The 20,090-nt window shown below is 61.4% G+C and carries 20 protein-coding genes and 1 pseudogene; 17 read left to right on the forward strand and 4 right to left on the reverse strand.

Features of this window, described 5'->3' with window-relative positions; genetic code table 11:
- The first annotated feature begins 146 nt into the window (after positions 1 to 146).
- From GM658_RS27995 to GM658_RS28005, 3 genes are all read left to right on the forward strand, one after another.
- Entirely contained in the window at positions 147 to 908 is a 762-nt protein-coding gene (locus GM658_RS27995) for a hypothetical protein (protein ID WP_155457402.1), read from the forward strand.
- 11 nt (positions 909 to 919) lie between these two features.
- On the forward strand, positions 920 to 1,234 hold the full coding sequence (locus GM658_RS28000) for a hypothetical protein (protein ID WP_155457403.1): 315 nt from the start codon (positions 920 to 922) through the stop codon (positions 1,232 to 1,234).
- Between the two features lie 118 nt (positions 1,235 to 1,352).
- Complete coding sequence (locus GM658_RS28005; RefSeq protein ID WP_229417108.1) at positions 1,353 to 1,589, forward strand: helix-turn-helix domain-containing protein; 237 nt, start codon at positions 1,353 to 1,355, stop codon at positions 1,587 to 1,589.
- Between the two features lie 116 nt (positions 1,590 to 1,705).
- On the opposite strand, the gene GM658_RS28010 is transcribed toward GM658_RS28005, so the two are convergent.
- The 3 genes from GM658_RS28010 to GM658_RS28020 form a co-directional block, all read right to left on the reverse strand.
- Complete coding sequence (locus GM658_RS28010; RefSeq protein ID WP_155457404.1) at positions 1,706 to 2,986, reverse strand: leucine-rich repeat-containing protein kinase family protein; 1,281 nt, start codon at positions 2,984 to 2,986, stop codon at positions 1,706 to 1,708.
- Between the two features lie 6 nt (positions 2,987 to 2,992).
- Positions 2,993 to 3,364, reverse strand: coding sequence for a BlaI/MecI/CopY family transcriptional regulator (locus tag GM658_RS28015; protein WP_155457405.1), 372 nt, complete (start codon positions 3,362 to 3,364; stop codon positions 2,993 to 2,995).
- A gap of 194 nt (positions 3,365 to 3,558) precedes the next feature.
- On the reverse strand, positions 3,559 to 4,407 hold the full coding sequence (locus GM658_RS28020; protein WP_155457406.1) for an MBL fold metallo-hydrolase: 849 nt from the start codon (positions 4,405 to 4,407) through the stop codon (positions 3,559 to 3,561).
- Positions 4,408 to 4,507: 100 nt separating this feature from the next.
- Between GM658_RS28020 and GM658_RS28025 the strand changes: the two genes are divergently transcribed.
- From GM658_RS28025 to GM658_RS28055, 7 genes are all read left to right on the forward strand, one after another.
- Positions 4,508 to 5,434, forward strand: a complete 927-nt coding sequence (locus tag GM658_RS28025; protein ID WP_155457407.1) for a LysR family transcriptional regulator — start codon at positions 4,508 to 4,510, stop codon at positions 5,432 to 5,434.
- Between the two features lie 223 nt (positions 5,435 to 5,657).
- Positions 5,658 to 8,513 (forward strand): 2-oxoglutarate dehydrogenase E1 component, encoded by a 2,856-nt coding sequence (locus GM658_RS28030; RefSeq protein WP_155457408.1) that lies wholly within the window; start codon positions 5,658 to 5,660, stop codon positions 8,511 to 8,513.
- A gap of 74 nt (positions 8,514 to 8,587) precedes the next feature.
- Complete coding sequence (gene odhB, locus GM658_RS28035) at positions 8,588 to 9,832, forward strand: 2-oxoglutarate dehydrogenase complex dihydrolipoyllysine-residue succinyltransferase (protein ID WP_155457409.1); 1,245 nt, start codon at positions 8,588 to 8,590, stop codon at positions 9,830 to 9,832.
- Between the two features lie 86 nt (positions 9,833 to 9,918).
- Complete coding sequence (locus GM658_RS28040) at positions 9,919 to 10,248, forward strand: PspC domain-containing protein (RefSeq protein WP_155457410.1); 330 nt, start codon at positions 9,919 to 9,921, stop codon at positions 10,246 to 10,248.
- A gap of 12 nt (positions 10,249 to 10,260) precedes the next feature.
- Positions 10,261 to 11,694 carry a dihydrolipoyl dehydrogenase gene (lpdA, locus tag GM658_RS28045; protein WP_155457411.1) on the forward strand — a complete coding sequence of 478 codons (1,434 nt, stop codon included), beginning with the start codon at positions 10,261 to 10,263 and terminating at the stop codon, positions 11,692 to 11,694.
- Positions 11,695 to 11,798: 104 nt separating this feature from the next.
- Entirely contained in the window at positions 11,799 to 12,896 is a 1,098-nt protein-coding gene (zapE, locus tag GM658_RS28050) for a cell division protein ZapE (RefSeq protein ID WP_155457412.1), read from the forward strand.
- A 13-nt stretch (positions 12,897 to 12,909) separates the two neighbouring features.
- On the forward strand, positions 12,910 to 13,563 hold the full coding sequence (locus GM658_RS28055; RefSeq protein ID WP_155457413.1) for a hypothetical protein: 654 nt from the start codon (positions 12,910 to 12,912) through the stop codon (positions 13,561 to 13,563).
- Between the two features lie 159 nt (positions 13,564 to 13,722).
- Here GM658_RS28055 and GM658_RS28060 read toward each other — a convergent pair whose 3' ends face one another.
- On the reverse strand, positions 13,723 to 14,529 hold the full coding sequence (locus tag GM658_RS28060; protein ID WP_155457414.1) for a PP2C family protein-serine/threonine phosphatase: 807 nt from the start codon (positions 14,527 to 14,529) through the stop codon (positions 13,723 to 13,725).
- Between the two features lie 133 nt (positions 14,530 to 14,662).
- On the opposite strand from GM658_RS28060, the gene GM658_RS28065 reads away from it, so the two are divergent.
- The 7 genes and pseudogenes from GM658_RS28065 to GM658_RS28095 all read left to right on the forward strand — a co-directional run.
- Positions 14,663 to 14,863, forward strand: a complete 201-nt coding sequence (locus GM658_RS28065; RefSeq protein ID WP_055931517.1) for a YdcH family protein — start codon at positions 14,663 to 14,665, stop codon at positions 14,861 to 14,863.
- 26 nt (positions 14,864 to 14,889) lie between these two features.
- Positions 14,890 to 16,917, forward strand: a complete 2,028-nt coding sequence (gene yoaA / locus GM658_RS28070) for a DNA repair helicase YoaA (protein WP_155457415.1) — start codon at positions 14,890 to 14,892, stop codon at positions 16,915 to 16,917.
- Positions 16,918 to 16,972: 55 nt separating this feature from the next.
- Positions 16,973 to 18,016: a DUF2157 domain-containing protein gene (locus GM658_RS28075; protein WP_155457416.1), complete on the forward strand. Its 1,044-nt coding sequence runs from the start codon at positions 16,973 to 16,975 to the stop codon at positions 18,014 to 18,016.
- A 39-nt stretch (positions 18,017 to 18,055) separates the two neighbouring features.
- Positions 18,056 to 18,742, forward strand: a complete 687-nt coding sequence (locus tag GM658_RS28080; protein WP_155457417.1) for a DUF6683 family protein — start codon at positions 18,056 to 18,058, stop codon at positions 18,740 to 18,742.
- Positions 18,739 to 19,095, forward strand: coding sequence for a GFA family protein (locus GM658_RS28085; RefSeq protein ID WP_155457418.1), 357 nt, complete (start codon positions 18,739 to 18,741; stop codon positions 19,093 to 19,095). The genes GM658_RS28080 and GM658_RS28085 overlap by 4 nt, the downstream gene beginning before the upstream one ends.
- Positions 19,092 to 19,562: a hypothetical protein gene (locus GM658_RS28090; RefSeq protein ID WP_211841956.1), complete on the forward strand. Its 471-nt coding sequence runs from the start codon at positions 19,092 to 19,094 to the stop codon at positions 19,560 to 19,562. The genes GM658_RS28085 and GM658_RS28090 overlap by 4 nt, the downstream gene beginning before the upstream one ends.
- A pseudogene (locus GM658_RS28095) lies at positions 19,562 to 20,090 on the forward strand (helix-turn-helix domain-containing protein); the annotation flags it as partial. The gene GM658_RS28090 and the pseudogene GM658_RS28095, both read left to right, overlap by 1 nt.

A 20,090-nucleotide genomic window follows, 5' to 3' on the forward strand; every position in this document is an offset into this window, starting at 1 on the left:
TTATTATCTTGCATGAAAGCGGTGGGTAAAGTTGAGTTTTGTTGGTCGCACAACAAGTCTAACTTTTCTTCACCGCTTTCCTGTTTTTAGGACTACATCACAGCAATCCGTGATGAACCTTTTTTTTTCAACTATTGGATCTGATTATGAAATGGAATGCGGCTGGAAGAAGAGAGTCCTTTCTTCGCGATGAAGGCTCCTTGATCTCGTTCTACTTGAAAAAGAAATTTGACTCCAACTCATTGATGGGCAATTCGGCCCTGAGCAATGTCAATACTGCTGTTAGCTTATGGCTATGCGGACTAGCCAAGGAGATTGAGCCAATTTTCCCTAATACGCTGGCTTGGCTGGATTACGCAATCGAGAAGAAGGATGACCGTGGGGCCAGCAGGTACCAGCTCGCCTATCTGTACGAGGCCAAAGCCATTTGCAAGTGGTTGGCGCATTCGCAGAATGACGTCGACGCCTGGAAAGGGGCGGTTGTTCAGTACTCGTTGAAAATGGAGGAGTGTGGGCCTACCCGAGGCAACCCGGCAACGGATTACGTCGAGCAGTTCCTGCCGGCCTGCGTGTTCGCGGGCGAATATGAGCGGGGAGTTGCTGACTTCGAGCGCTTTTGCGGCGCAAAGAAACTGGAGCTAAAAAAAGTCTGGCGCCCAAGGGAGTTCGCATACGCGCTGTGCCTGCACCACCTGCGCGGTGAATTCGGCAAAGACGAATTATTCGAGGCCGGCAAGAAGATGCTGCGATCCTACGTGGATAGCGAATGGTTGTATAACGGCGCGTATAAGGAACCTGCGATTTGGTTAAAACTGGTTTACGGTTTCGGTTCGCCGGAATTGACCCCGATGCAAACCTTGTTATCGCTTTATGACGTAATGGGCGAACCAATGCCCGATTTTATTTAGGAGAATACTTTTTGAGCTACGACCTGCTTGTTGAGATTGGCTATGTTTCCGACGAAAAGATTGACGTGGATGCGAGGCTTGAATTAGTTGAACTTGCCGAGGAGGCCGGTTACTCGCTCAAAGAATTGCGTGACCTGTTTGAGGATGGGCGGGCAGATATCGGTGGTTGGGCAGTGGAGTTCACTAAGCTGGCCGAAGAGATCGCCAAACTGTACCCCGATGTCGAATTCAGTATGCGCGCCTGCGGCGAAGAATTCCGCGATACCTGTGTGCGCGAATTCAAAGGCGGCGAGGTAGAGTTCGCGGCCGGACCTTGGGAATACTGATGTCTTAGAAAAATTTCGGAATATCAGAAATAATTGGACTGTACTGCTTCAGTCAGAATAACTTTCTGAAATTCCGAAATGAAGAAAGCAGACATCGCCACCCCGCCTACAGTGCAGCTTGTACAGGAGTTGGCCGACCTCGGTCGGCAGGTGCGCCCACCGTAAGCAGCAAGGCCTGCGCATTGACGATGCCGCAGCGCTGAACGGGGTTTCCGTGGACCTGCTGTCGCGGCTTGAGAATGGCGCAGGTGGAATCCGGACTGACAAACTGCTGGCGGTGCTGGAAGGCCTGGGCCTGGCGCTAGTGATCGCGCCGAAAGACCACGAGCTCTTGCAACTCCTGCCCAAAGAATGAAAGCGCTCACCAGCCAAGTCTTTGGCTGCACAAGCGCTGCCTGATCACAGACAGAGCGCCTTGAAGACCTGTCGCGCGAAGCAATCCGCATTTCGCCAACTTTGCTTTAATAGGGGTTAAGGCTCTGTTCCCAAGCGTAACAGGACTTCCGCAAAGTCGGGGCGCATAGTTGGCGTTTGCTGAAGGCATTCAAGTGCCAGACTGTGTAGCTGCGGGAGGCCTTCATCGCAATGCACCAACAGCTCTTCCAGCAGGCAGCCAAAGGCCCTGACTTCCAGGCGCTGCAAGGCGGCTGCGAGTTTGGTGCCGGGTTCGAACATGGATGCGCCGCCGAAGTCGCCCAGTACCGCGTTGCCTTTGCCGCAGTTGAGGATGTTGTGGGCGTACAGATCACCGTGCATGATGCCTCGCGCATGCAGGTGCGCGGCGGCGGACGCGATGCCGCGTGCGATGCCGAGCAGCGTCGCGGGGCTGAATTGCTGGTCTTCCGCGTAGACGTCGCGCGTGCAGCTTGCCAAGCTGGGTGGGCTGGCAAGGTTGCGCAGGCTTGGATCCATCAGCGGCATGACCAGCGCGGGAAGGTGCTGCGGGTGGTCGGGAATCGTGCCGAGTACGGGAATCAGGTTGGGGTGCTGGCCGGCGCCGATGCAGGCGGCCATTTCGTGCTCGGGAGAGCCATCGCTGGTCATCGTGCCTTTGTAGACTTTTACCGCGACAGGTGCTCCGTCCAATGTGGCTTGATGAATGATGCCGGAGGCGCCTTCACCAAGCTTGTGCTGGATTTGCAGCTCGTTCCAGCTGATGCTGCGGACTTGTGGGGACGCTGCGGCAGTCGCTTCATTGAATGGGTTTCCGGCGCAGGCCAGCCAGGTCAGGCGCGGCATGGCCAGCAGCCATTCCGGCAGCTCCGGCAGGAGGTTCGATGCAATGCGCAGCAGTTCGAGCTTGCTGCAATTTGCCAGTTCTAGCGGCAGGGCGCGCAGACGGTTTCCGGACAACATCAGCTTCTGCATGTCGGTGCAGTGGCCGATTTCGGCTGGCAGCTGTTCGATGCGGTTGTCGGTCAGGATGAACCAGCGCAGGTGGGCGGGCAGAGCGGCTGCCGATACTTTCGTGATCTGGCAAGCTTTAAAGCCAATCATCGTCAGCGAGGGGCAGCGGCCCAGGACTTCCGGCAATTCGTTGAACGGGTTGTCGGAGCAGAAGATGATGCGCAGGCGGTGCAGGCGCGGCAAGTCGTCGGGCAAAGAGGTCAGGCTGTTGCCGGAAAGGTCGAGGATTTCCAGCGTATCGGCCAACTCGAAAATCTCGCGCGGGAATTCGGTCAGGCCGCAGCGCAGTTGCAGGCGCACGGCGCCGGTCAGTTCGCCGGCGCGCAGTTGTTCCAGTGTGTGCATCGGGGATTACTTCTCTTCGTCGAGCAGGGCGCGGATTTCGGCGCGCTCCTTGGCGCTGACGGTGCCGCCTTTCAGCGCAGCCAGCACCAGGGCCTTGCCGGAGCCAGCGAAGGCTTTGTGGATCAAGTCCTTCAGCAGGGAAGTCTGGATCGAATCCTGCTGCTCGATTGGAGAATAGACGTGCGCACGTTGGCTCTCATCGCGATTCAGCAATCCCTTGGTGTGCATGACCTGCAGCAGGCGCAGCACTGTCGCGTACTGCATATCCGGCCGTGTTTCCACTGCCGCCTCATGCACCTGCCGCGCCGTTGCCGGCCCCAATGCAAACAAGAGGCGCAGCATTTCCAGTTCGCTAGGTGTAGGTTTTGGCAAAGTCATGGCAGATCCAGGATGAACATCAATGGATCTAGAATAAATGATCTAGACACGAAAGTCTAGACTTTCACCGGCAGAGTCCGTGTCCCACCATGGGGTCACACCCGTTTCGAGACACGGGCTCGTGCATGGCACAGTCGCGCCCGTGTCCCATTTCGGGTGTGACCCCAAGGTGAGACACGGGCTGGGCTGTGGGATTACCACTTCATTTCGCCTTTGGCGACTTTGGCGCTCAACTGCAGGGCGCTTTCGAGGCCGGCTTGGGGGTAGGCGGACTTCATGGCTGCGACCAGGGCGGCGCTGTCGGCGGCGGCTGGGGTGGCGGCTTCGAAGCGGCGCAGGTAGTCGGCGGTGTAGCCGATGGCGTCTGGGGTCATCGTGGAGCCGGGGGCGAAGTGGCCGGGGACGACGGTCTCCGGCTTCAGCTTGGCCATTTCATCCAGCACGGACAGCCATTGGGCGCGCGATTCGGGCGTTTGCGTGTCGGCTACCCAGACGTGCAGGCCTTTGAACAAGACCACGCCGCCCACCACGGCTTTGATCGATGGAATCCACACATAGCTGCGGTCACCCTGGCCTTTGACTTCCAGCTTCTTGCCTTCGAGTTCGATGTCGCCTTGCAGCAACTCGGGCATCACTACGCCGCTTGGGGCGTTGGCGCCGAGGATCGGGCCCCAGTAGGCGACCTTGGCTTGCGCTTTCTTTTCCATCGCTGCGATGGTGGTGCCGCGGGCGACGATGCGCGCTTGCGGGAATGCGGCTTTCAGCACGTCCAGGCCGAAGTAAAAGTCGGGGTCGCCGTGGCTGACGTAAATCGTGGTCAGGCGCTTGCCGCTGGCTTTGATCTGGGCGGCCAGCTTTTCGGCTTCGGCGCGCGAGAACTGGGCGTCCACCAGCACGGCGTCTTTTTCGCCTTTCACCAGCACTGAGGAGACGGGGAAGATGGCTGCTTCGCCAGGGTTGAATACTTCCAGCGTCAGCGGGGCGGCAGAGGCGCCGGCGGTTGCGGTGGCAAAGGCAGCGGCGGCGAGAGTGTGTTTGAGCATGACTGAATTCCTTTCGTTGATTGGATGACGCCAGTTTAGGCCGCCTGACATGATCGAAAAATAGGGTATATTGAAACTGTTTATTGCATAAATCGATCATATGGACCGCATTACCTCCGCCAATGTCTTTGTCACCATCGCTGAACGTGGCAGCCTGGCGGGCGCAGCCGAGGCGCTCGATATGTCGCGCGCCATGGTGACGCGCTACCTGGCCGAGATGGAGGAGTGGGCGGGGGCGCGGCTTTTTCACCGTACGACGCGCCGCCTCAGCCTGACGTCGGCAGGCGAGGTGACATTGAGCCGCTGCCGCGAGTTGCTGGCACTGGCTGGCGAAGTCGCCACCGCGGGCGATCCTGGCGCAGGCGAGCCGCGCGGGCTGTTGCGGGTGGCTTGCTCGCAGTTCCTGTCGCAGACGGCGCTGGCCGGGGCCATGGTGGGCTTCCTGCGCCGCTACCCGAACGCCAGGGTCGACCTGCAGGTCGATAACCGCGCGGTCAACCTGGTCGAGCAGCGCATCGACCTGGCGATCCGCATCACCAACGCACTCGAGCCGGGACTGATTGCCCGCCGGCTTGGCGAGTGCCGCTCCTTGCTGTGCGCCGCGCCAAGCTATATCGCGGAACATGGCTTGCCCTCCGGCCCGCAGGACCTGGCGCGGCACAACTGCCTGACTTATAGCTATTTCGGCAAGAGCACCTGGCAATTCACGCGGGAGGGCGAGGCGCCGGCGCCAGCAGCTGAGGCGGTAGAAGTGCCTGTGGGCGGCAACCTGAGCGCCAACGAGTCCATGGCCTTGCTGGCGGCGGCAGGGAAGGGCGCCGGCATCGCCATGCAGCCGCGCTTCGCGGCGCAGCCGATGATCGATACCGGCGTGCTGGTCGAAGTATTGTCTGATTGGCAACCGCAATCCTTGGGCATTCATGCCATCTACACCTCGCGCCAGCACATGCCGCCAGTGCTACGCGCCATGCTCGATTACCTGGCGGACTGGTTCGCCACCGACCCCGGTTGGCTTAGCGCAGCTTAACTGAATGATAAGCCGCCTGCGGGAGACTACGTACTGCAGCGCCTTTTAGTTGTTTCAGTTCAATGACAATGCTATGCTAGGCGACCGTTTTTGGAAAATCTGGAAACAACAGAGCCCTTCCCCACAACTTGATGTGCAATCCGCTAACCGGTCAGGCCGTGTCGCGGAAGGTTTGAACAACCCGCTAATTCCTCGCGAAGCGCGAAGAAAGGTGAGCAAAGAAATGATGCAACAACAGACGTCCAATTCCTACCTGTTTGGTGGGAACGCGCCGTACGTAGAAGAACTGTACGAGGCGTACCTTGAGAATCCTGGCTCCGTGCCAGATAACTGGCGCCAGTACTTCGACGCCATGCAGAATGTGCCTGCCGTTGACGGCAGCGCCAAGCCAGACGTCGTTCACTCGTCCGTCATCGCCTCCTTCGCCGAGCGCGCGAAAGCTGGCCCGATCCGCACCATCGTCGCTTCGTCCGACGCCGAAATGGGCCGCAAGCGCGTGGCAGCTACCCAGCTGATCGCAGCCTACCGCTACCTGGGCTCTCGCTGGGCCAACCTGGATCCGCTGCAGCGCCAGGAACGTCCGAACATCCCTGAACTCGAGCCATCGTTCTACGGTTTCACCGATGCCGACCAGGACACCGTCTTCAACATCAGCAACACCTACTTCGGCCCAGAGACCGCGACCCTGCGCGACCTGACCAACCTGCTGAAAGACACCTACACCCGCTCCGTCGGCGCGGAATACATGTACATCTCCGACCCGGCCGAAAAGCGCTGGCTGCAGGAGCGCCTGGAATCGATCCGTTCGACCCCGGCCTTCACCGCCGAAAAGAAAAAGCACATCCTTGAGCGCCTGACCGCCGCTGAAGGCTTGGAACGCTACCTCCACACCAAGTACGTCGGCCAGAAGCGCTTCTCGCTGGAAGGCGGCGAGACCTTCATCGCGTCCCTGGACGAAGTGATCCAGCGCGCCGGCGAAAAAGGCGTGCAGGAAATCGTGATCGGCATGGCCCACCGCGGCCGCCTGAACGTGCTGGTGAACACCCTGGGCAAGGCGCCTAAGGACCTGTTCGAAGAATTCGAAGGCAAGCACGCCGACGACCTGCCAGCCGGCGACGTGAAATACCACCAGGGCTTCTCGTCCGACATCTCCACCGCAGGCGGCCCGGTGCACCTGTCGCTGGCGTTCAACCCGTCCCACCTGGAAATCGTCAACCCGGTTGTCGAAGGTTCCGTGAAAGCCCGTATGGACCGCCGCGGCGACGTCCACGGCGCGCAAGTGCTGCCGATCCTGGTGCACGGCGACGCGGCATTCGCCGGCCAGGGCGTTGTGATGGAAACCCTGAACCTGGCGCAGACCCGCGGCTACGGCACCGGCGGCACCGTGCACATCGTGATCAACAACCAGATCGGCTTCACCACTTCCGATCCGCGCGATGCACGTTCCACCATTTACTGCTCCGACGTCGTGAAGATGATCGAAGCGCCTGTGCTGCACGTGAACGCCGACGATCCTGAAGCCGTGGTACTGGCTTCCCAGATCGCCCTGGACTACCGCCTGCAGTTCAAGAAAGACATCGTTGTCGACATCATCTGCTACCGCAAACTGGGCCACAACGAGCAGGACACCCCAGCGCTGACCCAGCCGCTGATGTACAAGAAGATCGCCAAGCACCCAGGTACCCGCAAGCTGTACGCGGACAAGCTGATCACCCAGGGCGTGATCCCGGCCGACGGCGGCGACGCCATGGTGGCCGCCTACCGCGCTGCGATGGACCAGGGCAAGCACACCATCGATCCGGTGATCTCGAACTTCAAGAACAAGTTCGCTGTCGATTGGCTGCCATTCTTGAACCGCAAGTGGACCGACGCGGCCGATACCGCCGTGCCGATGACTGAGCTGAAGCGCCTGGCGACCGCCATCACCACCGTGCCGGAAACCTTCAAGGTGCACTCGCTGGTTGAGAAGGTCCTGGCTGACCGCTCCGCAATGGGCAAGGGCGAGATGAACCTGGATTGGGGCATGGGCGAACACCTGGCATTCGCCTCCCTGGTGTCCTCCGGCTACGCAGTGCGCCTGACCGGCCAGGACGCAGGCCGCGGCACCTTCACCCACCGTCACGCCGTGCTGCACGACCAGAACCGCGAACGTTGGGACGCTGGCACCTACATCCCGCTGCAGAACATCGCAGAAGGCCAGGCGCCGTTCACCGTGATCGACTCCGTGCTGTCCGAAGAAGCAGTGCTGGGCTTCGAATACGGCTACTCGACCGCCGAGCCTAACACCCTGACCATCTGGGAAGCCCAGTTCGGCGACTTCGTCAACGGCGCCCAGGTTGTGATCGACCAGTTCATCAGCTCCGGCGAAGTGAAGTGGGGCCGCGCTTCCGGCCTGGTCATGATGCTGCCGCACGGTTACGAAGGCCAGGGTCCGGAGCACTCGTCGTGCCGCCCTGAGCGTTTCCTGCAGCTGTGCGCCGACAACAATATGCAAGTGGTGCAGCCGACCACCGCATCGCAGATCTTCCACGTGCTGCGCCGCCAGATGGTGCGCCAGTTCCGTAAGCCGCTGGTGATCCTGACTCCTAAGTCGCTGCTGCGTAACAAGGATGCTGGTTCCCCGCTGGAGCAACTGGCCAAGGGCGCCTTCCAGACCGTGATCGGCGAAGTCGATGCTTCGATCGACGCCAAGAAGGTCAAGCGCGTGATCGCCTGCTCCGGCAAGGTGTACTACGACCTGGTCAACACCCGCAAGACCCGCGGCGTGACCGACACCGCCATCATCCGTGTCGAGCAGCTGTATCCGTTCCCGCACAAAGCCTTCGCTGCTGAACTGAAGAAGTTCCCAAGCCTGGCCGAAGTGGTGTGGGCGCAGGACGAGCCGCAGAACCAGGGTCCATGGTTCCAGATCCAGCACAACATCTTCGAGTCGATGGAGTCGGGCCAGAAGCTGGCATACGCCGGCCGCCCAGCCTCCGCTTCGCCTGCCGTGGGTTACTACGACAAGCACTACGCGCAGCAGAAAGACCTGCTGGAAACCGCGTTCTCGAAGCTGAAGGGCTTCATCCTGACCAAGTAATCGCATCAAGCGGGTGAGCCGCCCGCTGCGTGCGGGCGGCGCTAAAAATACACAAAATTCGGAGTAAAAAACAAATGGCACAAATCGAAGTCAAAGTTCCTCAACTGTCGGAATCCGTCGCTGAAGCGACCCTGCTGACCTGGCACAAGAAAGTCGGCGAGGCAGTGGCCCGCGACGAAAACATGATCGACATCGAGACCGACAAGGTCGTCCTGGAACTGCCAGCACCAGCCGCCGGCGTGGTTGTGCAAGTGATCAAGAACGACGGCGCCACCGTGGTTGCCGGCGAAGTGATCGCCATCATCGATACCGAAGCCGCTGCAGGCGCTGCTCCTTCGGCTCCAGCTGCTGCCGCTGCTGCTCCTGCCGCCGCCGCTCCAGCTGCCGCTTCCGCCGACAAGTCCGGCGTGGCCATGCCAGCTGCCGCCAAGATCCTGTCCGAAGCCGGCATCGCCGCTTCCGACGTTGCCGGTTCCGGCAAAGATGGCCGCGTGACCAAGGGCGACGCCCTGGCCGCTGCTGCCGCACCAAAACCAGCTGCTCCGGCACCGCTGGCTCCAGCCGCTCCTAAGGCACAACTGCAGAAGGTTGCTGCGCCAGCCGCCGCCAACCTGGGCGACCGTCCGGAAGAGCGCGTGCCAATGAGCCGCCTGCGCGCACGTATCGCCGAGCGTCTGGTTGAATCGCAATCCACCAACGCCATCCTGACCACCTTCAACGAAGTGGACATGAAGCCGGTCATGGACCTGCGCAACAAGTACAAGGACAAGTTCGAGAAAGAACACGGCGTGAAGCTGGGCTTCATGTCCTTCTTCGTGAAGGCCGCTGTGCACGCACTGAAGAAGTACCCGATCCTGAACGCTTCGGTCGACGGCAACGACATCGTCTACCACGGCTACTTCGACATCGGTATCGCAGTGGGTTCGCCACGCGGCCTGGTGGTGCCTATCCTGCGCAACGCAGACCAGATGAGCATCGCCGAGATCGAGAAGAAGATCGGCGAATTCGGCGCCAAGGCTAAAGAAGGCAAGCTGACCCTGGAAGACCTGACCGGCGGTACCTTCTCCATCTCGAACGGCGGTACCTTCGGCTCCATGCTGTCGACCCCGATCATCAACCCACCACAATCCGCAATCCTGGGCGTGCACGCCACCAAGGACCGCGCTGTTGTCGTTGACGGCCAAATCGTGATTCGCCCAATGAACTACCTGGCGATGTCCTACGACCACCGTATCATCGACGGCCGCGAAGCTGTCCTGGGCCTGGTGGCAATGAAGGAAGCGCTGGAAGATCCTGCGCGCCTGCTGCTGGACCTGTAAACCCTGTCAGCGCCACCGGTAGTGGATGGGTCTGACCCTTGGGTCAGACCCAGGTTTACCGGGTCTAAAAATCGAAGAGAGGTCACATGAGCGTCTCCGAAGAACTGAAGCGTCTGCACGAACTGCACCAGGCCGGTGCCCTGAGCGATGAAGAATTCGCCCGTGCCAAGGAAAAACTGCTGCAAGACGGCGGTGCAAGCCAGCAGCCAAGCGGTGATTTCGCCGCCGAAGTCGGCAAGCTGCGCCGATCCACCACCGACCGCTGGCTAGGCGGCGTGTGTGGCGGTATCGCCAGGCAAACCGGCATCGAATCCTGGATCTGGCGCCTGATCTTCGCTCTCGTCGCAACATGTGCCGGCTTCGGCGGACTGATTTACATCCTTATGTGGATTTTCGTCCCCACGGACGACCAATGATTGGGAAAGAACATGAGCAACAAACAATTTGACGTAGTAGTTATCGGCGCCGGTCCTGGCGGTTACATCGCCGCCATCCGCGCAGCGCAACTGGGCTTCTCCGTGGCCTGTATCGACGAGTGGAGCAACGAAGCCGGCAAGCCTGCACCAGGCGGCACCTGCACCAACGTAGGCTGCATCCCATCGAAAGCACTGCTGCAATCGTCCGAACACTTCGAGCACGCATCGCACGGCTTCAAAGAGCACGGCATCAACGTGGAAGGCCTGTCCTTCGACGTGGCGCAGATGCTGAAGCGTAAGAACACCGTGGTCAAGCAGAACAACGACGGCATCCTGTTCCTGTTCAAGAAGAACAAGGTCACCTTCTTCCACGGCCGCGGCGCATTCGCCGGCGCCGCTGGCGCTGAAGGCTACCCGATCGCCATCTCCGGTCCTACCACCGAGACCATCACCGGCAAGCAGATCATCGTTGCTACCGGCTCCAACCCGCGTGCACTGCCAGGCGCACCGTTCGACGAGAAACTGATCCTGTCGAACACCGGCGCGCTGGCCATCGAAGAAGTGCCAGCCAATCTGGGCGTGATCGGCGCCGGCGTGATCGGCCTGGAACTGGGCTCCGTATGGCGCCGCCTGGGCTCCAAAGTCACCGTGCTGGAAGGCCTGCCGACCTTCCTGGGCGCAGTCGACGAGCAGATCGCCAAGGAAGCACAGAAGCTGCTGACCAAGCAAGGCCTGTCGATCAACCTGTCCTGCAAGATCACCAAGGTCGAAGCGGGCAAGAACAACGTCACCGTTGAATACACCGACGCCAAGGGCGAAGCCCAGAAGGCAACCTTCGACAAGCTGATCGTGTCGATCGGCCGTACCGCCAACACCATCGGCCTGGGCGCCGACAAAGTGGGCCTGGCGGTCGACGAGCGCGGCATGATCACCGTGGACCACGACTGCAAGACCAACCTGCCGAACGTGTGGGCAATCGGCGACGTGGTGCGCGGCCCGATGCTGGCGCACAAGGCGGAAGAAGAAGGCGTTGCCGTGGCCGAGCGTATCGCCGGCCAGCATGGCCACACCAACTTCAATACCCTGCCATCGGTGATTTACACCCACCCGGAAATCGCTTCCGTGGGCAAGACCGAGCAGCAGCTGAAGGCTGAAGGCGTGGCGTACAAGGCCGGCACCTTCCCGTTCCTGGCAAACGGCCGCGCACGTGCGCTGGGCGATACCAACGGCATGGTGAAGTTCCTGGCCGATGCGACCACCGACGAGATCCTGGGCGTGCACATTGTTGGCCCGATGGCTTCCGAGCTGATCTCCGAAGCGGTTGTGGCGATGGAGTTCAAGGCTTCGGCTGAAGACATCGCGCGCATCTGCCACGCACACCCATCGCTGTCGGAAGCGACCAAGGAAGCGGCGCTGGCGGTTGATAAGCGTACGCTGAACTTCTAAACCCGGTAAGGCTGGGTCAGACCCAAGGGTCTGACCCAGTCAGCGCATCCTGAAGTGGATGGGTCTGACCCTTGGGTCTGACCCTGGTTTACCGGGTTAAAAGAATGAACGTCCAAGAGTTTTACCAGCACGCGCTCGAACAGCGCGACTTCAAAGCCGATGCCGCCCAAAAGCGCGCCGTCGACCGCCTGCAGCAGTGCTACGACGAATGGGTCGAGTACAAGTCCCAGCGCTCCAACTCCTTCAAACGCCTGATCAACCGCCCGGCGCCTCCGCGCGGCGTGTACATGTGGGGCGGGGTAGGGCGCGGCAAGTCCTTCCTGATGGATTCGTTCTATTCGGTGATCCCGCTGGTTCGAAAGACGCGCCTGCACTTCCACGAATTCATGCGCGATGTCCACATGCAGCTGGACGAACTGCGCGGCGTGGAAGACCCGCTGGACGAAGTAGCGAAACGCATTGCGAAAAAGTACCGCCTGATCTGCTTCGATGAATTCCACGTATCGGACGTGGCCGACGCCATGATCCTGTACAACCTGATGAAGGCGCTGTACGACAACGGCGTAGCCTTCATCATGACTTCCAATTACGAGCCGTCCACCCTGTACCCGGATGGCCTGCACCGCGACCGCATCCTGCCCACCATCGCCCTGCTGAAAGAAAAGATGGACGTGCTGAACGTGGACGCCGGCGTCGACTACCGCGGCCGAGCGCTGGAACAGGTCGAAGCTTATTACATGCCGCTCAACGCCGACACCGACCATAAGCTGCGCGAAGCTTTCGCCCGCGTTGCGGAAACGGCCGACGAAGACCCGCGCATCCACGTCGAAGGCCGCGAGTTGAAAGCCCTGCGCCGTGCCGGCACCACGATCTGGTTCGATTTCGCCACCTTGTGCGGCGGCCCGCGCTCGCAGAACGACTACCTGGAAATCGCCAGCCGCTTCCATACCGTGATATTGTCCGGTATTCCGATGATGTCGGCTGGACAATCGTCCGAAGCGCGCCGCTTCACATGGCTGATCGACGTGTTCTACGACCAGAAGGTCAAGCTGATCATGTCGGCCGAGGTGGAGCCGGAAGAGCTGTACACAAGCGGTGTACTATCCAATGAATTCCACCGCACGGTGTCGCGTATTGTCGAGATGCAGTCGCGTGAGTATATGGAAAAGGAACAGCGCGGCGCCGCCGAAAAGCTGTCCTGACAAGGAGAAGAATTTGAAGAACTGGATCTGGCTGGCTTTGGTGCTGCCTGGCGCTGTACTGGCGCAGGAAGACATCGGCCGTCCGGCAACGACTGGCGCCCCGCGCATTCCCGAAACCCACTCGGTCGAGCAGGCCGACGCGCGCCTGCTGCAGGTGAAGAAGGACCGCGAGGTGGTGGAGGCTGAATTCAGCGCCAGCGAAACGCTGTGCTACGAGAAGTTCTTCGTCAATGCCTGCCTGGACAAGGCCAAGGAACAACGCCGCCTGCGCCTGGCCGAACTGCGGGCTGTGGAGGTGGAAGCGAGCCACTTCAAGCGCCAGAATGCGGTGGAAGTGCGTGACCGCGAACTGGAAGACCGCGCGCAGAAAGATGCGGCGGAAGCGGCTTACCACGCCGAGCATCCGAAACCGCCGAAGGTGGCGCCGGAAGACAAGCCTCTGCCGAAGCCGGCCGCAGTGTCGGTGGCACAGCGCCAGGCCGAGCATGACGCCAAGGAGCGCGCCCGCGCAGCGCAGGAAGCCGCTGATGCGCCGAAGCGAGCGGCCAATGCGGCGGCATTCGAGAGGAAAAAAGTGGAGTCGGAGAAGCGCCAGGCAGAGGTCAAGGCCAAGCTGGCGGAGAAGGAAGCTAAGAAGAAAAAGGCGGCGGAGGCTCCAACCCGGTAATCCAGGGTCTGACCCAAGGGGCAGACCCAGTACGCCACAGCGAACGGTGTTGGTTGTACGCCTTTGATCTTCGCCGAAGATCAACAGCCTTAAACCCGGTCGCCAGGCTCAAGACCGTACGGGGTCTGACCCTTGGGTCAGACCCAGACTTGCCGGGTTTCAGATCGCCTTGCGCATCTTCTGCACCGTGTAATTGACCTCTTCCTTAGGCGGCGCTACCAGCTTGATAATCGCCATCGAGCAGTTATCCCCCTTGCCCTGCGCCCGTTCGCGCGCCTTGTTGATCAGCATTTCGGCCGCCTCGCGCGGCGACTTCTTGGCGATCACCGAAGCCAGCTCCACGTCCGCGAAATAAGACCACAGCCCATCCGAGCAGAGCAGGAAAGCATCTCCTGCCTTCAAATTCTCCTGCACGCCGAACACCACGAACGGCTCCCGGTGCTTATTCCCCAGCACATTATTCAGCAGCTTGGCCTGGCGGTGCTTGCGCGCCGATTCCTCCGGCAGTTTTTCGGTTTCCATCAGGTGCGCGACATATTCCGCATCACCGCTGCGCCCCACGCATTCCTTGTGGTCAAAACGATACAGCCGTGAGTCGCCGACGACGGCCCATGCCGCCTGGCGATCGGGCGTCAGCACCATCAGCACCATGCTCGACTGCGGTTCGCTGGCCCCGGTACGGGGATCCATGACCAGGATCTGGTGCACGTCATGCGCGATTTCGCGCAGCAACTCCTCCAGGCGGGGCAGGCTGACGGTCTCGGACGCGCGGTATTCGTCAAATAGTGTTTTGGCCGTATGCAGCACCTGTTCGGAGCCAGTGGCGCCGCCGCTGATGCCGTCGGCCAGCACGGCGAGCACGTAGCCGGGTGCTTTGGGCGCGGTAAACAGCGCTACACGGTCATTTTGCTGGGGCCGGCTACCAATGTGTTGCGCGGTTCCGGCCTCGATCTTATACGTGCTCATAGGGACTTGACAGCTTCTTTCCATTGACTACCTGAGTTAAACTATGCACCTGACTGCAGTTTTGTTGCAAGTATAGCCTGTTGTCCATACGAAACTGTAAGCAAACGTTAATAGTAATCGTGACTTTCCACCTATGATCAACAAAGAAGAAATTCAGCGCCGCATCGTTGAGCTCGACGTCGAGCACCGCGACCTGGATGCAGTCATTGAAATGTTGACCCTGGACGGTCATCACGATCAACTTCAGTTGCGCCGCCTCAAGAAGCGCAAGTTGCAATTGAAAGACTATATCACCCTGCTGAAAATGCAATTGGTGCCCGACGTACCGGCCTGAGCAGGCCAATCTCACCTTAGACGAACTTGACAGATTCACAACAGCCGACCGCCGCTCCCGGCGCGCCGAACGATCCGGTTTTTCCTCCGGGGGCGCACGACGCCGACATTGAGCGCTTGTTTGGACCCGGCGGCCCATTGGGCCCGGCGGTGGGCGGTTTTCGTCCGCGCAAATCGCAGACGGAGATGGCCAAGGCGATTGCCGACGCCATCGCCAAGCAGCAGACCCTGATTGCGGAAGCCGGCACTGGAACCGGCAAGACCTTCGCCTACCTGGTGCCGGCGCTGCTGTGGGGCGGCAAGACCATCGTCTCCACCGGTACCAAGAACTTGCAGGACCAGCTGTTCCTGCGCGATATCCCGACCATCCGTTCCGCGCTGCAGGCGCCGGTGTCGGTGGCGCTGCTGAAAGGGCGCTCGAACTACCTGTGCCACTACCACCTGGAACGCACGCTGCAGAATGGCCGCATGACTTCGCGCGAGGACGTGGGCTACCTGCGCGAGATTTCGCGTTTCCTGAAGATGACCAATACCGGCGACAAGGCCGAACTGGCGCGCGTGCCGGAAAACGCGCTGGTATGGAACCTGGTGACCTCCACCCGTGAAAACTGCATGGGGCAGGAGTGCCAGTACTACCAGGACTGCTTCGTGATGAAGGCGCGCCGCGAGGCGCAGCAGGCCGACGTGGTGGTGGTCAACCACCACCTGTTCTTCGCCGACGTGGCGCTGAAGGATACCGGCGTGGCCGAGCTGCTGCCGGCAGCGAACACCGTGATCTTCGATGAGGCGCACCAGCTGCCCGACACCGCCACGCTGTTTTTCGGCGACACCATCTCCACTTCGCAGATCCTTGAATTGTGCCGCGACGTGCTGGCGGAGGGCCTGGCCCACGCCCGCGACGGCGCCGAATGGGCTAAGGTCGTCACCCCGGTGGAGAAAGCGGCGCGCGACCTGCGCCTGACCTTCTCGCAGGACATCGTGCGCATGTCCCTGCCGCAGATCGCCCCATCCAGCGACTTCTTCCCGGCGCTGCAGACGCTGAAGGACGAAATGATCGACATGGTCGCCGTACTGGAAAAGAACGCCGAGCGCGCCGAGACCATCGAACAATGCCGTGTGCGGGGCGAAGAGCTGTCGGCCCGCCTGGAAGCCTGGAAGTTCGATCCCAAAGCCAAGGTGGCGCCCGGCGAAGAAGCCGTGTACTGGGTGGAGGCCTTCCAAAGCTCGCTGCAGCTGCACAAGACCCCGCTGTCGATCGCCCCGATTTTCAATGGCCAGCGCGAAGGCGTGCCGCGCAGCTGGATCTTCACCTCCGCCACGCTGGCGGTGAAAAACGACTTCACTCACTTCGCCCAGCAACTGGGGCTGGAGAACGAAGTCGCGCGCAACTGGCCAAGCCCGTTCAATTACGAACAGCAGGGCATCCTGTATGTGCCGCAAGGCCTGCCCGACCCAAACTCGATGGGCTACACCGACGCCGTGCTCGATGCCGCGCTGCCGATCATCGAAGCCGCTGGCGGCCGCACTTTCCTGCTGTGCACCACGCTGCGCGCCGTCAAGCGCGCCGCCGACCGCCTGCGCGATGAATTCGACAAGCGCGGCCTGAAATTCCCCCTGTTCGTGCAGGGCGACCGTGGCCGCACCGAGCTGCTGGACCAGTTCCGCAAGGCCGGCAACGGCGTACTGATTGGTTCGCAAAGCTTCTGGGAGGGCGTGGACGTGCGCGGCGAGGCGCTGTCGCTGGTGATCATCGACAAGCTGCCATTTGCACCACCGGACGATCCCGTACTGGCCGCCCGCATCGAAGTGATGGAGCGCCAGGGCCTGAACGGCTTCATGGGGCAAACCCTGCCGGAAGCGATCATCAACCTGAAGCAGGGCGCCGGCCGCCTGATCCGCGACGAAGGCGATCGCGGGGTGCTGATGCTGTGCGACCCGCGCGTCATCTCCAAGCCTTATGGCCGCCGCATCTGGCAAAGCCTGCCGCCTTTCAAACGCACGCGTGAAGCGGCCGAGGTCATCGCCTTCTTCCATCGCGACGAGCAGAACAAATAGCCTTTTTGCAATCATTTGAAATAGAATCTCCCGATACTACTCATCGGGAGAGCAAATGAAGCTGACGCGCGCAATGCTGGACGAGGCGGCAAGCCAGGAGCTGCTGGATGCCGGCCAGGCCGAGCGCCTGTGGCAATTCCTGGTCGAGCGCGACCAGCACACGCCAGGCTTCAAGCCGGCGCACATCCTGTACTACCTGGGCGGGATGATTGCGATCGGCGCCATGTCGCTGTTCATGACCCTGGGCTGGGAGTCGTTCGGCGGCACCGGGCTGCTGCTCATTTCCATTCTCTATATGGTGGCGGCCATTGGCGGTGTCGAATGGCTGCAGGCGCGCGGACTGCAGCTGCCGGCCGGTATCCTGGCCGCCTTCTCCGTGGTGCTGGTACCTTTGGCCATCTACGGCCTCCAGCATGCGCTTGGGCTTTGGGCTGAGCGGAGTCATGGCGGTGGATACCGCGACTACCACTACTACATCGATTGGCGCTGGATCTACATGGAGCTTGGCACGCTCGCAGCCGGTGCTGTGATCCTGTGGCGCTACCGCATGCCATTCACGGTAATGCCGCTCGCTGTGACGCTGTGGTACATGAGCATGGACGTTACGGAAATGCTGCTTGGCCAGTACAGCCTGTTTTCCGACGAAGGCAAGGTTATTTCCGCAGTATTCGGTGCGGCCATGATCTTGCTCGCATTGTGGATCGACCTGCGCAACCGCAGCAGCAAGGACTTTGCATTCTGGCTGTACATTTGGGGCGTCATCACGTTCTGGGGCGCTTTGACTTCGATGGATTCGGGCAGCGATTTAGGCAAATTCGTGTATTGCATGATCAACGTCGGCATGATCGGGATCGGCGCCGCCCTGTCGCGCCGTGTGTTCGCCGTCTTCGGCGGTATTGGCGTGGCCCTTTACCTGGGCAACGTCTCCTACCACATGTTCCGCGACAGCCTGATGTTCCCCGTCGCGCTGACCGCCATCGGTATCGCCATTATCGCAGCCGGCGTGTTCTGGCAGCGCCGGGAGGCCGCCATCGGCGCCAGCTTGCGGGAATGGCTGCCGGACCCATTGCGCCTGCTCGTCGAACGGCGCGCATCGTGAGACGCTCTTTGCCGACTCTCAGGATTCCAGGAGGTGAAGATGAAGTACACCGTATTCTTGCTGTGGGCCGCGCTGGCTGCCGCGCCGTCAAGCCGTGCGCAAGGCCTGGTCGGGCTAGGCATGGACTATCCAGCGACCACCGCGCCGCTGATCAACTTCGCCAATATGGCGGTGATGAACAACAATTCCATGAACACTGGCGCCTCCGCTGTGGAGCGGCCAGCGCGCATGATGGGGCGGCCCGCGGTGCAGCGCAATGCGCAGGAACTGGCCAGGATGTTTCCGGCGGCGAGCCGAGCCAAGATGACGCAAGGCTTTGAGCAAAGCATGGACGTTTACCAGCAAGTCGCTGCCAAAATGGGTTGGCAGCGCGACGACCTGGAAGGCGCCCTGGCGGCCTTCATCGTTGGCAATTACATGGTCTTTGCCAACCGCGAAGTGCAGGACGCGGAGTTTGCGGCGGTGGCGGAGCAGTTGCGGCGCGGCGGCGGCGCGCGCCGGCTCGCCGAAAAGCAAAGTGCCGAGGCACTTCGCAATCTGTACGAGAAAAGTGCGATGGTCGGTGCTTTCATGGCCCTGGCCTACAAGTCGCAGCAGCAAAAGGTGCAGCCGGAGCACGTGGCGGCCAACCTGCGTAACAGCGCGCGCGAGAACCTGAAACGCGTTTTGGGGACCGATCCCGACCGGCTGCAAATCGGCGAGCGGGGTGTTATCCTTGCCAGATGATCAAAGGAACCTGCCACTGCGGTGCAATCACGATCGAGGTGCCCGGCGCGCCGGCGTATATGATCGACTGTAATTGTTCGATCTGCCGCCGTACTCGGGCGCTGTGGGCGTTCTACCCCGAGGATGCCGTGCGCATCGATGGCGAGCCTTCGCAGACTGAAGATTATGTCTGGGGGGAGAAGTCGCTGCGCACAGTGCGCTGCCGTTCCTGCGGCTGCGTCACGCACTGGAAGGCGCTCAAGGCGAACGATCTTGGCCGCATGGGTGTCAACATGGCCAATTTCGAGCCTGGCGTGGTGGCGGCGCTGGAAGTGCGCCGCTTCGATGGCGCCGACAGCTGGGAGTACCTGTGATCGCCGACCTGCCTGCGGACGCATTATTGCAGCGCTACCGCGAGCGGGGCGCCTACACCGATTGCTTTGCGATCGACGTGCCGGGCCAGGTGGCGCATGCGGCCTTTGTCGAAGCTTTCTACACGACCTCCGTCTTCAAGCTTGAGCGCCTGCTGCTGGCGCTCTTCGTGTCGCGCCCTTCGAACGATGCCGAGGCGCGCGAGCTGGCTGGTGGCAAGCGCGAGATGTTTGCTGCGTGGTCGGTCGAGGCGCGTGCGCCTGGCCAACTGCTGATGTGCGATTTTGCAGGCAGCACGCGCTCCTGGCTGATGGCGGCTCCGGCGGGCGGCGCGGGCACGCGGCTCTACTTCGGTTCCGCCGTGGTGCGAAGGAGCCAGGGGGGCGCCTTCCGCGCGCTGCTTGGCTTCCACAAACTGTATTCGCGCATCCTGCTGCGCGCCGCCGCCTCCCGCGTCCTCCGGGCTTGATGGATTCCCTGATCTCCGCATCGGCGCGCTGCCTCGCCACCGGCGATGTCCTTGGCGCGCTAAAGCACGTCTCCTTGCGCGACGACCCGCCGGCTTTGGCCCTGCGTGGCATCGCCATGGCGCGCCTGGGCGACTTTCCGCGTGCGCGCGAGCTGCTGCGGCGCGCTGCGAAAGGCTTCGGTTCGCATGAGGAGTTGTCCCGCGCGCGCTGCGTGGTCGCGGAGGCAGAGGTGGCGCTGGCCATGCGCGACTTCGCCAGCCCACCGCGTGTACTGGCCGCCGCTCTGGCAGCCCTGGAGGCGCATGGCGACTACGGCAATGCCTTGCAGGCGCGCCTGATCGCCACCCGAAAATACCTGCTGCTTGGCCGGCTCGATGCAGCCGCTGCGGAATTGTCCCGTCTCGATATGCGCGCACTGACGCCGGCATTGGCGGCCGTGGCCGAACTGGCCGCAGCAGAACTGGCAATGCGCTCGCTGCGCCCGGCGCCTGCCCGCGCAGCGCTCGCACGCGCGCACGCGGCGGCAG

This window comes from Massilia eburnea, from assembly GCF_009720745.1.
GTDB lineage: Bacteria > Pseudomonadota > Gammaproteobacteria > Burkholderiales > Burkholderiaceae_D > Rugamonas > Rugamonas eburnea.